Below are 13,408 nucleotides of genomic sequence, written 5' to 3' on the forward strand. Positions count from 1 at the left end.
GATTGAGATGGAAGCATTTTTTCTTAAATCTGCGGCCCGCCATTGAGGAGGCGGTGCGGCATACCATGGAAAAAATCCGCCAGGAGGCCGGGGATGAACACATCTACAGTGCGGCCCTGGTCACCGACAGCAGCTGCGTCACCCTCTTTCTGGCCGTGAACACCGAAGAGGCCCTGGCAAGGCGTGACAAGGCGGACCGGACGCCGGAGCGGCTGACACAGCTGCTGGAGTATTATCCCCAGGAGCTGGTAGACCAGGTGGCAGAGGGCTTGTTCAGCCTGAACCGCTATGTTCCCGACGAGTGGGATTACTCCGACGGAACGGACGGCGGGCTGAATCAGGTCAGCAGGCAGCTTTACGACCAGGAGGAGAAGCTCTCCGACGAGGATGACGATACCTGTGACGCCTTTCAGGAACAGCTCCTGGAGACGGTGACAGGCGCCTTTGAGACGCTGCGGACGGAGGGCGTCTTTGGCCCGGAGGTCGTCTGCTTCGTCTCCATGTCCGATGATGACCGGGCGGAGGAAATTGAGGATACCTCCGCCCGGCGGCTCAACACGCCGGAACAGTATGAGCAGTTCCACACCTGGACGGAATTGTTTAACGGGTAATCAGACTATATGTAGGGGCGGCTCCATACTCCTCTGGCCCTTTTACAAGGGGGCCTTTTTCCCCTCCAGTGGAATGGTAAACACTGGGCACCCCTCCGCCGCCGGGGAGGCGGCACACTGAGGGAGGGAGAGCTCCACCCCCTCTTCCGTCAGGCACCAGCCCTGGAGGGGGTGGGCTTTTTTTGCCTTTCTGGGCCAGTCCCTGTCCAAAAAGCAGTCCCCCGCCTGACGGCGCTCCTCCCCCTGCTGGACCAGCTTCTGCCACAGGCGAGCCCTCCACCTCTTCTCCCTGGCGAACAGGGAGCGCAGAGGCTTGGGCGCGCCCTCGCGGACAGTCCATACATCCCCCCAGCGCACCCGGGCGGGACGGCCGTCCCCACGGACCTCTTGGCCCTGAAAGCGAATACTGAGCACGCCGTCCTCCAGCAGGACAGTCTCTCCGGTCAGCTCCCCCGTCCAGGGGGTGAAGGGCCTGGACGCCTCCCGCCGGGCGGCCAGCTCCAGGCAGGCGGACCAGTAGACCTCCCGCTCCCACCGCCGCCGCCAGTTGCGGGCCAGCCGGGCGTAGTACCGGCTGATCCACCTGCCGCCCAGACCGGCCCCCTCCACCCGGGGCCAGCACAGAGTATAGGTCAGAATGGCCTCCCCCGACAGCGTCAGGGTGCGGCGCTCCTCCTCCCAGACAACCCGGATTTCCTCTTCCATAGGACACACCTCCAGCTCTCATTTCTCCATCCTATGCCGGGGCTCCCCCCGCTGTCCCGGCGGCCCCGGCAAATCATCCGCAAGGCCGGCCCGTCAGCACTTTTGATGTTTGCGATCACTTTTCTTTGCTTTTTAAAGTTTACTTTTTTAAGTCAGCGTGTTAAAATATAGAAAATAAAGAGAGGCAGGTAGGTCAGATGTCAAGATTTTTGGATAAACAGAGCAGCGACGCCCTGTATCGGGCCATTGTCAGTATCCAGACCGAGGAGGAGTGCCGCAGCTTCCTGGAGGACCTGTGCACCGTCTCCGAGCTGAAATCCATGGCTCAGCGCATGGATGTGGCCCTGCTGCTGGACGACGGGCTGATCTACAGCGAAATTCTGGAGAAGACCGGGGCCTCCAGCGCCACCATCAGCCGGGTAAACCGGTGCCTGCATTATGGGGCGGGGGGCTATAAGACCATCATCCCCCGCCTGCGGGAGCAGGAGGGATGAGCAGCTATGGCTTTCTGGCCGGCTGCTACGACCGCCTGACCTACGACGTGGACTACTCCGCCTGGGCCGATTACATTGAAAAACATTTTTCCCGCACGCCCCTTCCCGGAAGGACCGTTCTGGACCTGGCCTGCGGCACCGGCTCCCTCACCCGGGAGTTGGCCCTGCGGGGGTATGAGATGATCGGCGCGGACCAGTCCCCGGAGATGCTGGCCGAGGCGGCGGAGAAAAACCGGGGTATCGCCCCCGTTGAGCCCATTTTCCTGTGCCAGAGTATGGAAAAGCTGGACCTCTACGGCACCATTGACGCCTGCGTCTGCTGTCTGGACAGCGTAAACTATGTCACCGACCCTAAAAAGCTCCAAAGGGCCTTTGAACGGGTCCACCTGTTCCTCATGCCGGGGGGACTGTTCCTCTTTGACGTCAACTCTCCGGAAAAGCTGGAGGGGCTGGACGGCCAGGTATTTCTGGACGAGACGGAGGACACCTACTGCGTGTGGCGGGCAGAATTTTCCAGGCGCAGCCGGGTGTGCTCCTATTTTATGGATATCTTCCGGCTGGACAGGGCCGCCGGACAGTGGGACAGGGGGGAGGAGCTCCACCGGGAGCGGGCCTATACCCCGGCGGAGCTGACCGGCCTGCTGGAGAGAGCCGGTTTTCAGGAGGTAAAGACTTTTGGCGAGCTGAAAATGCGCCCGCCCAGAGCGGGGGAACAGCGTATCTTTTTTACCGCAAGAAAGGGAACTTAATCTATGACCAACGAAATCGTAAGAGCGATTACAGGCGACGGCCTGGTAAAGGCCGCCTCCATTACCGGCCGGGACATTGTGGAGCGGGCACGGAATATCCACAAACTTTTGCCTATGGGCACCGCCGCTCTGGGCCGCACCCTGATGGGGGCCTCCCTGATGGGGGACATGCTCAAGGAGGAAAAGGGGGCCCTCACCCTCCAGATCAAGGGGGGCGGGCCGCTGGGCACCATTCTGGCGGTGTCCGACTGGGAGGGCAATGTGCGCGGCTATGTCCAAAATCCCCAGGTGGAGCTGATAGAGCAGCGCCCCGGCAAGCTGGATGTGGGGGCCGCCGTGGGCCAGAACGGTACCCTCACCGTGATCAAGGACATTGGACTGAAGGAACCCTATGTGGGGTCTATCGGTCTGTTTTCCGGAGAAATTGCCGACGACCTGGCCATGTATTTTGTGGAGAGCGAGCAGATTCCCACCGCCTGTGCCCTGGGGGTTCTGGTGGGACTGGACCAGTCCGTCACCGCCGCTGGAGGCTACCTCATCCAGCTGCTCCCCGGGGCCAGCGAAGACATGATTGAGAAAATTGAGGCCGGAGTTCGGGCCATGGGCTCGGTCAGCTCCGCTCTGGCCGGCGGTCTGGACGGAGAGGGACTTCTGCGGACGGTTTTGAAGGACTTTGAGCTGGAGATTCTGGAAAAGCATCCGGTGGAGTACCGGTGCTACTGCTCCCGTGACCGGGTGAGCCGGGCCCTGATCAGTATGGGCAAAGAGGAGCTGGCCCAGCTCATCCAGGAGCAGGGCCGGGCGGAGCTGACCTGCCAGTTCTGCGACCAGGTGTATCAGTTCTCCAGAGAGGAGCTGGAGGAGCTTTTGGCAGAGATGTAAACAAATCCGGACGGCTTGTACGCCGTCCGGACTTTTGCTTTATCTAAACTTGCTGCCCCCGTTGGTCAGGGCCTCCAGCAGCTGATAGCGCTCCATGGGGAACTCCCGCTTCATTTGCAGGGCCTCCTCCATCTCAATGCGCTTGACACAGCCGCGCTGGATGGAAATGACGCAGTTCTCGTCCCCCTCAAGCATGGCCATAACCGCCTCGTAGCCCATACGGCTGGCCGTCTCCCGGTCCTGCACGCTGGGACTGCCGCCCCGCTGGATGTGGCCCAGAACGGTGACCCGGGGATCAATGCCCAGCTCCTCGTGGATGCGGTCGCCAATCTCTACGGCGCTGCCGCAGCCCTCCGCTACCACCACCATGTAGTGGGTAGTGCCGGCCAGGCGGGCCCGGCGGATTTTTTCCACAATGTCCTGTTCAAAGTCCAGCTCCCGCTCGGGAATCAGCACGGCGGTAGCGCCTACGGAAATGCCAACGGCCAAAGCCAGATAGCCAGCGTGACGGCCCATAACCTCCACCACGGAGCAGCGCTCATGGGATTGCATGGTATCCCGCAGCTTGTCGATACACTCAATGGCGGTGTTGCAGGCGGAGTCAAAGCCGATGGTGTAGTAAGAACAGCCGATGTCGTTGTCGATCGTGGCGGGGATGCCCATCACTTGCAGGTTCATGCCCCGCTGAGGCGCCTGCCGGCTCAGCGCCAGCGCCCCCCGGAAGGTGCCGTCTCCGCCAATGGCCACAATGCCGTCCAGACCCAGCAGCCGGCAAGTGTTCAGAGCCTTGTCCCGTCCGGACTCATCCATAAACTCCACGCTGCGGGCGGTGTACAGCAGCGTACCGCCCTTATTGATGATGTGGCTGACACTGCTGCCGTTCAGGGGTACAAAGTCGCTGTTGATCAGGCCGCTCCAGCCCCGGCGGATGCCAATGCACTCCACGCCCTGGCCTACCGCCGTACGGACCACCGCCCGAATTGCCGCGTTCATACCCGGCGCGTCGCCGCCGCTGGTCAGCACGCCGATCCGTTTGATTTTGTCACTCATATTGCAGGCCTCCTTGATATGGTAGGGTTTTCCGCTTTTAAAGAGCGCTGATTTATCAATTTATCTCATTATGTTATTATGTCATTGATTTCTTGGAATGTCAAGAATCACAAACGGGACAGGTATGGTAAACCCCGCCAATTTTTTGAGGTAAAGTGGCCCCAAAATTTATCGGCAAAAAATCTCATTTTCCTGTTGACAATTTGGTTTTCCTTTAGTATAATAAGCAAGCCGTCACAAGTGGGGCGGCGCACCGGGGAGCATAGCTCAGCTGGTAGAGCACATGCCTTACAAGCATGGGGTCACAGGTTCGAGCCCTGTTGTTCCCACCATTTTGACTCACATCCCCCGAAACTACCTGGCGCGGTAGTTCAGTTGGTTAGAACGCCGGCCTGTCACGCCGGAGGTCGAGGGTTCAAGTCCCTTCCGCGTCGCCATTTTTGCCTCTGTAGCTCAGTTGGTAGAGCAGAGGACTGAAAATCCTCGTGTCGTTGGTTCGATTCCGACCGGAGGCACCATCCTCCGCAGGCAATTTCTGCGGAGGAATCAAACGCGAGTGTAGCTCATCTGGTAGAGCGCCACCTTGCCAAGGTGGAGGTAGCGAGTTCGAGCCTCGTCACTCGCTCCAAACGGGGCAATCAAGCGTTGCCCCGTTTTTTCCTAAGCATATTCTTTTCAATCACCGCATATCCTGTAAGGACGGTGCCATAGCCAAGTGGTAAGGCAGAGCTCTGCAAAAGCTCCACTCCCCAGTTCGAATCTGGGTGGCACCTCCAGCCTGAACGACCCTACCCAATCCGAACAGACTGCTGTCAGTCGTCGGATTAAGGTAGAGTCGTTTTTTGCCCTAAAGCTTTGACATGTCAAGGCTTTGGGGTTTTTCTATTTACCTACAAGCAGTTCAAATTTGAGTACCAAACGCGCCAATAAATGGTTCTCCCCTTTGTGTGATTTTATCACGGTACTCATAGCTCCATCTTGATATAATTCTTTCATTAAATTCGGGAGGTACGGTATGACAACAAGAAAAAAACGCAGGGCTGTTGTGGATAAGAACACCTGTGTTGCCTGCGGCTGCTGTGTAAAGGTATGCCCTCTGTCTGCCATCCAGATTTGGCACGGAATCCGGGCGGCAGTCAATGCGGAACGGTGCGTGGGCTGCGGAAAATGCGCGAAGGAGTGTCCGGCCTCTGTCATTGAGATTCAGGAGGTACAGGCATGAAAAAGCGTTGGTATGATTACCTATGGATTGTTGAGCTGACCTATCTGGTGTTGGGTTTCTTCAACATTCTGTTCGCCTGGCTGGGACTGGTGTTCTTCTTCATCCCCTTGATTATTTCTGTTGTACGCGGCACAAAGGGCTACTGCAACCGTTACTGCGGCCGGGGACAGATCTTCGGCCTGTTGGGCGGACGTTTCGGCCTGTCTCGAAAAAAGGACATCCCCGGATGGATGAAAAGCAAATGGTTTCGCTATGGCTTTTTGGCCTTCTTCTTTGTCATGTTTTTCCAGATGCTGTGGAATACTTATCTGGTCTTTGCCGGCGTCCAGGACCTGCGGCAGGCGGTGACCCTGCTCTGGACCTTCAAGCTGCCCTGGCACTGGGCCTACCACGGAACGCTCTTTCATCCCGGCGTGGCCCAGTTCGCGTTTGGGTTTTACAGCGTGATGCTGACCTCTACAGTCCTTGGACTGTTCACAATGGTTTTGTTTAAGCCCCGCAGCTGGTGTGTCTACTGCCCCATGGGCACCATGACGCAGCTGATCTGTAAAGCGAAAAGCGGAAAGGATGGAGCAAAATGAAGGTTGTTATCGTAGGCGGTGTGGCCGGAGGCGCTACAGCGGCAGCCCGCATCCGCAGGCTGGATGAACAGGCCGAAATTGTGGTGTTTGAGCGGTCGGGGTATATTTCCTACGCCAACTGCGGCCTGCCCTACTATATTGGGGACGTGATTGCCGACCCCTCCGCGCTGACCTTGCAGACGCCTGAGAGCTTCTTTTCCCGTTTCCGGGTGAATATGAAGGTGCGCCACGAGGTCACAGCCATTCACCCGGACAAAAAGACCGTCTTCGTGAAAAATTTGGAGACGGGGGAGGTATTTGAGGAGAGCTACGACAAACTGCTCCTCTCTCCCGGGGCCAAGCCCACCCAGCCCAGGCTCCCGGGGGTGGGACTGGACCGGGTGTTCACCCTGCGGACGGTGGAGGATACCTTCCGCATCAAGGAATACATCCGCGCACACCACCCCAAATCGGCGGTGTTGGCCGGCGGCGGTTTCATCGGTCTGGAGCTGGCGGAAAACCTGCGGGAACTGGGTATGGAAGTCACCATTGTCCAGCGTCCCAAACAGCTGATGAACCCCTTTGACCCGGATATGGCCGCGTTTATCCACAGTGAAATGCGCAGACACGGCGTCAAGCTGGTTCTGGGCCGCACGGTGGAGGGTTTCGTGGAGAACGGCAGCGGAGTGGATGTGCTGTTGAAGGACGAAGCTCCCCTCCATGCCGATATGGTAGTGCTGGCCATCGGCGTTACCCCAGATACCGCTCTGGCCAAGGAGGTGGGCCTGGAGCTGGGGATCAAGGGGAGCATTGTGGTAAACGACCGGATGGAGACTTCCATTCCGGATATCTACGCAGTGGGGGACGCGGTCCAGGTGAAGCACTTTGTCACCGGGCAGGACGCGCTAATCTCCCTGGCGGGGCCGGCCAACCGGCAGGGGCGCATCGCCGCCGGCAACATCTGCGGCAGGGACAGCCGCTATCCCGGCTCTCAGGGCAGCAGCGTCATAAAAGTATTCAACATGACCGCCGCTGTCACCGGTATCAACGAAACCAACGCCAAAAAGGCGGGGCTGGATGTGGATAAGGTCATTCTCTCCCCCATGAGCCACGCTGGCTACTACCCCGGCGGCAAGCTGATGACCATGAAAGTGGTCTTTGAGAAAGAGACCTATCGTCTCCTGGGAGCCCAGATCGTGGGCTATGAGGGTGTGGATAAGCGCATTGATGTGCTGGCCACCGCGATCCACGCCGGGCTGAACGCCGCTGAACTGAAGGACCTGGATCTGGCCTACGCGCCGCCCTATTCCTCCGCCAAGGACCCGGTGAATATGGCCGGCTTCATGGCTGACAACATCGAACAGGGGATTCTCAAGCAGTGGTTTTTGGAGGACCTGGACCGTCTGCCCCGGGACGGAAGCGTTACCCTGCTGGACGTCAGGACGGTGGGAGAGTACTCCGCCGGACATATCGACGGTTTCCTCCACATTCCTGTAGACGAATTGCGGGAGCGGCTGGATGAGGTGGAGCGAGGCAAGCCGGTCTATATGATCTGCCAGAGCGGCCTGCGCAGCTATATCGCCTGCCGGATTTTGAGCGGGTATGGTTATGAGGCGTATAACTTCGCCGGGGGCTTCCGTTTCTATGACACGGTAACCCGTGACCGCTGTATGGCTGAATCCGCCTCCGCCTGCGGAATGGACCGATAAGCGAAGCGCCGTCAGTTCAAGCAGAGCTGACGGCGCTGATTTTTATGCTTGGCTGAGGGTCTCCAGCTTCGCCCGGTCCGCAAGTTCTACCGTGCCCCGGGACAGCCTGACCATCCCCTCATTCTGAAGGTAGCGGAGCATCCGGGTGATTACCTCCCGGTGTGTCCCCAAGTGGTTGGCAATGGTCTCATGGGTGATGTGCAGGCGGTCTGCGCCCTCGATGGATGCTTCCTCCAGCAGAAACGCAGCCACCCGTTTGTCCATGCTGTTCCACATGACCTGCTCCATCAGCCACATGACCTCGGAAAACCGGGAGGCCATGATTTCATTGGTGTAGTTCGCCACACAGGCGGACTGCTCCATGATCTGCTGATAGATATCCGAAGGAATGACCCACAGCTGGGTATCTTTTTCCGCCGAAATGGCCACATCAAACTGGATGGAACGCATGATACAGGAGGCGGAAAACAGGCAAATATCCCGGTCAAACAGCCGGTAGAGAGTGACCTCCCGCCCCTCCCTGGAGAGGATGAAGGCCCGAAGCTGGCCAGATTTGATCAGCAGCAGGCCGGTACAGTCGGTGCTGCCGCTGTGGAGTATGGTTCCTTTTTTCACGCTCCGGCTGACCAGGCCGTCAGAAATTGCCTGCTGCTGTTGGGGCGTCATGCTGTCCCATACAGGAAAATACTCTGAAAACTCCATTGTGTGCGCTCCTTACCCAAAACTGTACTCAGTATAAAACGATTAAGGGCATATGTCAATTTCGTGCTTGACATGTGCCCTTGATCTCTCTACGATTTATAGTATATCGATCGGGAGGAGTTTCTATGACAAGGCTTGTAAGAGGGGTTATCCCGGAAAGCGTGTGGGGAACGGATGCAGGTGGCCCGGACGACGGTGCAGGAAATTTACGGCAGCGATCGAAAAAGCTGGCAAAAGCGCTGGTGGAAGGGGTTTTGCTCCACATCATATGATGTAGAGGATGGTAGGGTTGTGTCATCTGAGGCGGCCGGCACCAACGGAAGCGGACACGGTGCTTTGGCCGGAGTACTTACCGCATTGAAAGCGGACGCTTTGATTTGCGGCGGGATTGGCGGCGGTACTCAGGTGGACTTGGCGGCGTCAGGCATCCAACTATACGGCGGCGTATCCGGCGAGGCGGACTGCGCGGTACAGGCTCTGCTCAAAGGGAAGCTGAACTTTTCATTCTGATGCGTGCTGCGATCATCACCATGGAGCGGAACACACCTACAGAGAGCATGGCTGCGGGACACATACCTGCGGCAATTGATGCCCTATGTGGTGAAACTTAAAACAGGTCCTTGTATTGCAAATGTTCTGTGACTGCATCTTTTTTGGCACCGCAATACAATCTGTGTTGATAAAAAATGCAAGCGAAAAACACCGCGTGAAATGCGGTGTTTTTCGTATTTTAAAGAAAACAAATAGTCTCTTTTTTTGTCTGGATAGTGTCTACACGAATTAAGCGGGGGAAGCAGCCCAAATAGCGATACAACGGACGTGTACCGCAGCGATAAAGGCATCTGAAGTCTTGACATAACGAGTGGCAATACCTCTCAGCGCTTCAGGATCAGGAAGCAGTTTTCTACCAAATGGCGCAGTCTATAGAGATATTTATCATAGTCACGCTGTTCTTTACGGTTCTTCTTCGGCGGGATCACAGGTTCCCTCCCTGCTGAAACCGCATGGGCCAGAATATCATTTGTGTCATAGCCCCGGTCTGCCAGCAAACGTTCCGCAGAAATCCCCTCGATCAGGTGGACAGCTTCTTTACAATCCGCTCTGGTACCTTCACAACTGCTTTGCTTTGTGTAGACACTATCTAGTTGTTTTCGACCCAGAACCGCCAGAGGAAGTCCGCCGCCTCCTGGGCGTAGTCGATGCCGATTCGTTTGCCTGTTTGAATCTGGCTGGGGGAGGGAGGTGTTCCGGCGCGGACATACAGTCCGCTGGCTGGGGCGGTCAGATCAAGGCCGTTTTGGGACCGGGTGAGGGCCAATCCCCGGCACAGCTTGCCGGGGCCGTTGAGAAAATTCTTTCTCTGATAGGAACTCATATTTTCCATCTTGCAGTCATAGCGGTTTTTTGCTATAATATCCCCGTTTTCGATCGGGACAGCTCCACGGATCAGAACGGCGGCGGGCTCTCCCTCCCTCTCGGTGACGAAATTGAGGCAGTGGTACATCCCGTAGATGAGGTAAATGTAGGCCGTCCCCGGCGGGGCGAAGAGGGTTTCCGTCCGGGCGGTGCGCCTGTAGCCGTAGGCGTGGCAGGCCTTGTCCATGCGGCCTATGTAGGCCTCTGTCTCAGTGATGGAGCACCGCAGGGCGGTTCCGTCCTCCAGCACCCGGACAATCTCCCGGCCCAGCAGGTCCCGGGCCACGGTAAGGGTGTCCCGATTATAAAAATCCCTTGTGAGAATGTCCATACTGTCCCCTCCCTTTCCTTTATCATAGCATAGCTGAAACCTATTTTTCAATCTGGAGTTGATACCAATGTCCCCCAAGACCATGCGAATGCTGGCCAAGCCCATGCTGTTTGCCGCCGCCCTCATCTGGGGCACCTCCTTCTTCATCATGAAAAACGCCTTGGATGTGATACCGGTGTTTTTCCTGCTGGCCATCCGGTTTACCGCCGGGGCGGTGCTGCTGGCCCTGGTGGCCTGGAAGAGGTGGAAGAAATTCACCCTGGACTACCTGTGGCGGGGGGCCGTCATTGGAGGCTTTCTCTTCCTGGCCTACTCGGTGCAGACCTTCGGCCTGGCGCTGACCACCCCCTCCAAAAACGCCTTTCTCACGGCGGTGTACTGCGTGCTGGTGCCCTTTCTCACCTGGGCGGTGGTGAAGATCAGGCCCGACCGGTACAACGTGGCCGCCGCTCTGCTGTGTGTGACGGGGGTGGGGCTGGTGTCCCTCACCGAGGAGCTGACCATCAACACCGGTGACCTGCTCACTCTGTGCTGCGCGGTCTTCTACGCCAGCCACATTGTGGCGGTGGCCAAGGTGTCCCCTGAAAAGGATATCACCCTGCTCACCGTGTTCCAGTTCGCCTTTGCCGCCCTGTACGCCTGGATTTGCGGTGCCTGTACCGAGACCTTCCCTGCCTCCGCCCTCACCGACCCGGTGGTGCTGTGGCCCATGGTCTACCTGTGCGTCATGGCCACCACCGTGGCCCTGCTGTTCCAGAATGTGGGCCAGGTCTGGTCCGACCCCGCCTCCGCCGCAGTGATTTTGTCCCTGGAGTCGGTGTTTGGGGTGCTCTCTTCGGTGATTTTCTACGGTGACCCGGTTACCGGACGGCTGCTGGCCGGCTTTGCCCTGATCTTTGTGGCCGTGGTGTGCTCAGAGACGAAATTTTCCTTTCTGAGACGAAGACCGCAATCTTAACTTGGAGTTGACATCATGCCTGAAAAAACCATGAAGCTGCTGGCCAAGCCCATGCTCTTTGCGGCGGCCTTTTTCTGGGGGGCCTCCTTCCTGCTGATGAAAAATGCCCTGGACAGCATTCCCACCGGGTATCTGATCGCCATCCGCTTTACCGCAGGAACGCCCATGGTGGCTTTAATCAGCTGGCGGCACTGGAAGAACTTTACTCCGGACTATCTGTGGCGGGGCGGCTTTGCCGGGCTGATGCTCTTCGGGGTCTACTGGGCCCAGACGGTGGGGCTGGAGACCACAACCCCCTCCAACAACGCCTTTTTGTCGGCGGTATACTGCGTGATTGTCCCATTTTTGGCCTGGCTGCTCTTTCGTGAGCGGCCCGACCGGTACAATGTGGCCGCCGCCCTGCTGTGCCTGACGGGGGTGGGCTTTGTCTCCCTCACCCAGGAGCTGACCATCAGCACCGGCGACCTGTTCACCTTGCTGGGGGCGGTGTTCTGCGCGGCGAATATTATCACCGTATCCCGCCTGGGCGGGGGCCGGGACGTGATGCTGTTCACTGTGATCCAGTTTGCCGCGGTGGCCCTGTGCGCCTGGGTGGTGGCCCTGACCACCGAGACCTTTGACTTTGCGGCCCTGGGTCAGCCCCAGGTGCTGTGGCCCATGCTCTACCTGTGCGTGATGGCCACCACCGTGTGCATGCTGTTGATGAACGTGGGGATCGTCTGGTCGGAGCCCGCTCCAGCGGCGGTGATTTTGTCCCTGGAGGCAGTGTTCGGAGTGATTCTGGCCGTTATTTTTTACGGCGACCCCCTCACGCCCCGCCTGCTCACCGGCTTCGGGTTGATTTTTGTGGGCGTGCTGTGCTCCGAGACCAAATTTTCTTTTTTGCGGAGACGTCCATAAGCCCCCTTCGCAAAGGGAGGCTTTTGAACACAGAAATCAATTTTGGCGCTGTAGGGCGCGACGGCCCCGGCGCGCCGTTGGCAGCAACTGCCAACCTGCGGCGGGCTGAGTCGTCCCGCCCTACAAATACGGCTGGTCTTTCCCTGCTCTACAGAGCGGGGAATTTTTATTTTTAACAAACTTTTCGAAAAATAAAATTAAAGCTTGACTTTAATAAAATTAAAGTATATACTGAACATACAGAAAAGGAGGGCTGCCTATGGCGATTGAACTGCTGCCCGAGTGGATGGCCGGGCTGGAGGAGGAGGACGTGGCCTTCATCAAAAAGTTTATCCTGGCCTCGGGGTCGCTGAAGGAGGTGGCCGGCCAGTACGGCGTGACCTACCCCACCGTGCGCCTGCGGCTGGACCGGCTGATCCAAAAGATCAAGCTGACCGAGAACACCGCCGCCGACCCCTACATCGCCACCATCAAGCGCCTGGCGATGAACGAAAAGCTGGACCTGGATACCGCCAAGGTCCTGATCGCGGAGTATAAGAAGACGAAAAATATGGAGGAATTATAAATGGCTGGTTTTGCATTGCTGTTTGGCTCGCTCGGTTTGATAATTGTGTTGTTCATGTTTGCGCTTCCCATTGCGCTGATGGTGGCGCTTCAGGTGTGGTTGTGTAAAAAGAGTTTGAAGCTGGGGCTGATTTTGCCGTGTATCTCTCTGGCGCTGTCTCTGATCCTGGTATTGAGTATGGCCACCTTTAGTACCTTGACCGTCACTGCCGGCAATACGATGGTAACGCCAATCGGCGGCGGCGCTACGCAGTCTCCAGCGCAAGAAGATTATATTGAGATCCCGGCCCAGGAGGAAGACTATATTGAGGTTCCAGCCCAGGAGGGCGTTCCCAGGCAGAAAACGGAGTTTCATCCCCAGACGCTGCTTGCCGTTGGTGTGGTTTTTCTGGTGAGCAATATCCCTACGGTGGTCTTTGGAGGCATCTGGCTGCACTACAAGGGCCGTCAGGACACCCTGGAGGACCTGAAAAGGATGCGGATTGAGGATTTGGAGTAAAAACTTGTGCTCATCCTTTTAGGCTCCCTCTCAAAGGGAGCTGTCGCCGCCGCAGG

17 protein-coding genes, 5 tRNA genes and 1 pseudogene are annotated in these 13,408 nt (G+C 57.7%); 18 read left to right on the forward strand and 5 right to left on the reverse strand.

The annotated features are described in order from the left end of the window. Positions 1–2: 2 nt before the first annotated feature. Positions 3–611, forward strand: a complete 609-nt coding sequence (locus NFS22_RS02775; RefSeq protein WP_251316245.1) for a DUF4303 domain-containing protein — start codon at positions 3–5, stop codon at positions 609–611. A 42-nt stretch (positions 612–653) separates the two neighbouring features. Here NFS22_RS02775 and NFS22_RS02780 read toward each other — a convergent pair whose 3' ends face one another. Further along, positions 654–1,316, reverse strand: coding sequence for an RsiV family protein (locus NFS22_RS02780; protein WP_251316246.1), 663 nt, complete (start codon positions 1,314–1,316; stop codon positions 654–656). 197 nt (positions 1,317–1,513) lie between these two features. Here NFS22_RS02780 and NFS22_RS02785 point away from each other — a divergent pair, with 197 nt between their 5' ends. The 3 genes from NFS22_RS02785 to hslO are packed head-to-tail and all read left to right on the forward strand — an operon-like array spanning position 1,514 to position 3,441. Beyond that, positions 1,514–1,810: a YerC/YecD family TrpR-related protein gene (locus NFS22_RS02785; protein WP_251316247.1), complete on the forward strand. Its 297-nt coding sequence runs from the start codon at positions 1,514–1,516 to the stop codon at positions 1,808–1,810. Then, positions 1,807–2,559, forward strand: coding sequence for a class I SAM-dependent DNA methyltransferase (locus tag NFS22_RS02790; protein ID WP_251316248.1), 753 nt, complete (start codon positions 1,807–1,809; stop codon positions 2,557–2,559). Before NFS22_RS02785 ends, NFS22_RS02790 begins: the two co-directional genes overlap by 4 nt. A 3-nt stretch (positions 2,560–2,562) precedes the next feature. Then, positions 2,563–3,441 (forward strand): Hsp33 family molecular chaperone HslO, encoded by an 879-nt coding sequence (hslO, locus tag NFS22_RS02795; protein ID WP_251316249.1) that lies wholly within the window; start codon positions 2,563–2,565, stop codon positions 3,439–3,441. 39 nt (positions 3,442–3,480) lie between these two features. Here hslO and NFS22_RS02800 read toward each other — a convergent pair whose 3' ends face one another. After that, complete coding sequence (locus NFS22_RS02800; protein ID WP_251316250.1) at positions 3,481–4,491, reverse strand: ATP-dependent 6-phosphofructokinase; 1,011 nt, start codon at positions 4,489–4,491, stop codon at positions 3,481–3,483. Between the two features lie 256 nt (positions 4,492–4,747). Here NFS22_RS02800 and NFS22_RS02805 point away from each other — a divergent pair. The 8 genes from NFS22_RS02805 (at position 4,748) to NFS22_RS02840 (ending at position 7,982) form a co-directional block, all read left to right on the forward strand. Then, positions 4,748–4,823: transfer RNA gene (locus tag NFS22_RS02805), tRNA-Val, on the forward strand. A gap of 28 nt (positions 4,824–4,851) precedes the next feature. Further along, a tRNA-Asp gene (locus NFS22_RS02810) sits at positions 4,852–4,928 on the forward strand. A gap of 5 nt (positions 4,929–4,933) precedes the next feature. Next, positions 4,934–5,009, forward strand: a tRNA-Phe gene (locus NFS22_RS02815). 34 nt (positions 5,010–5,043) lie between these two features. Further along, positions 5,044–5,119 (forward strand) — tRNA-Gly (locus tag NFS22_RS02820). Positions 5,120–5,192: 73 nt separating this feature from the next. Beyond that, positions 5,193–5,267: transfer RNA gene (locus NFS22_RS02825), tRNA-Cys, on the forward strand. Positions 5,268–5,506: 239 nt separating this feature from the next. Further along, positions 5,507–5,713, forward strand: coding sequence for a 4Fe-4S binding protein (locus tag NFS22_RS02830; RefSeq protein WP_251316251.1), 207 nt, complete (start codon positions 5,507–5,509; stop codon positions 5,711–5,713). Continuing rightward, a complete protein-coding gene (locus NFS22_RS02835; protein ID WP_251316252.1) occupies positions 5,710–6,294 on the forward strand; it encodes a 4Fe-4S binding protein in 585 nt (194 codons plus the stop codon). The genes NFS22_RS02830 and NFS22_RS02835 overlap by 4 nt, the downstream gene beginning before the upstream one ends. Further along, positions 6,291–7,982: an FAD-dependent oxidoreductase gene (locus tag NFS22_RS02840; protein WP_251316253.1), complete on the forward strand. Its 1,692-nt coding sequence runs from the start codon at positions 6,291–6,293 to the stop codon at positions 7,980–7,982. The genes NFS22_RS02835 and NFS22_RS02840 overlap by 4 nt, the downstream gene beginning before the upstream one ends. A gap of 42 nt (positions 7,983–8,024) precedes the next feature. On the opposite strand, the gene NFS22_RS02845 is transcribed toward NFS22_RS02840, so the two are convergent. Then, complete coding sequence (locus tag NFS22_RS02845; protein WP_251316254.1) at positions 8,025–8,684, reverse strand: Crp/Fnr family transcriptional regulator; 660 nt, start codon at positions 8,682–8,684, stop codon at positions 8,025–8,027. A gap of 125 nt (positions 8,685–8,809) precedes the next feature. Between NFS22_RS02845 and NFS22_RS02850 the strand changes: the two genes are divergently transcribed. Both NFS22_RS02850 and NFS22_RS02855 read left to right on the forward strand, forming a co-directional pair. Then, on the forward strand, positions 8,810–8,956 hold the full coding sequence (locus NFS22_RS02850; RefSeq protein ID WP_251316255.1) for a hypothetical protein: 147 nt from the start codon (positions 8,810–8,812) through the stop codon (positions 8,954–8,956). Between the two features lie 19 nt (positions 8,957–8,975). Next, positions 8,976–9,194, forward strand: coding sequence for a NifB/NifX family molybdenum-iron cluster-binding protein (locus NFS22_RS02855; protein ID WP_251316256.1), 219 nt, complete (start codon positions 8,976–8,978; stop codon positions 9,192–9,194). A 270-nt stretch (positions 9,195–9,464) separates the two neighbouring features. Here the strand turns inward: NFS22_RS02855 and NFS22_RS02860 are convergent. Together NFS22_RS02860 and NFS22_RS02865 are read right to left on the reverse strand one after the other, a co-directional pair. Next, positions 9,465–9,796, reverse strand: a pseudogene (locus NFS22_RS02860) (transposase); the annotation flags it as partial. Positions 9,797–9,825: 29 nt separating this feature from the next. Continuing rightward, positions 9,826–10,431 carry a DNA-3-methyladenine glycosylase gene (locus tag NFS22_RS02865; protein WP_251316257.1) on the reverse strand — a complete coding sequence of 202 codons (606 nt, stop codon included), beginning with the start codon at positions 10,429–10,431 and terminating at the stop codon, positions 9,826–9,828. A gap of 67 nt (positions 10,432–10,498) precedes the next feature. Between NFS22_RS02865 and NFS22_RS02870 the strand changes: the two genes are divergently transcribed. The 4 genes from NFS22_RS02870 to NFS22_RS02885 all read left to right on the forward strand — a co-directional run bounded on the left by NFS22_RS02870 (position 10,499) and on the right by NFS22_RS02885 (position 13,352). Continuing rightward, entirely contained in the window at positions 10,499–11,389 is an 891-nt protein-coding gene (locus tag NFS22_RS02870; protein WP_251316258.1) for a DMT family transporter, read from the forward strand. A gap of 15 nt (positions 11,390–11,404) precedes the next feature. Continuing rightward, positions 11,405–12,289 carry a DMT family transporter gene (locus NFS22_RS02875; protein WP_251316259.1) on the forward strand — a complete coding sequence of 295 codons (885 nt, stop codon included), beginning with the start codon at positions 11,405–11,407 and terminating at the stop codon, positions 12,287–12,289. A gap of 259 nt (positions 12,290–12,548) precedes the next feature. Further along, the gene (locus NFS22_RS02880; protein ID WP_251316260.1) at positions 12,549–12,854 is read left to right on the forward strand and encodes a DUF2089 family protein; all 306 of its coding nucleotides are present in this window, start codon (positions 12,549–12,551) and stop codon (positions 12,852–12,854) included. After that, complete coding sequence (locus tag NFS22_RS02885; protein ID WP_251316261.1) at positions 12,855–13,352, forward strand: hypothetical protein; 498 nt, start codon at positions 12,855–12,857, stop codon at positions 13,350–13,352. It begins immediately after the preceding gene. Positions 13,353–13,408: the final 56 nt, after the last annotated feature.

This window comes from Flintibacter muris (assembly GCF_943192995.1).
Classification (GTDB): domain Bacteria; phylum Bacillota; class Clostridia; order Oscillospirales; family Oscillospiraceae; genus Lawsonibacter; species Lawsonibacter muris.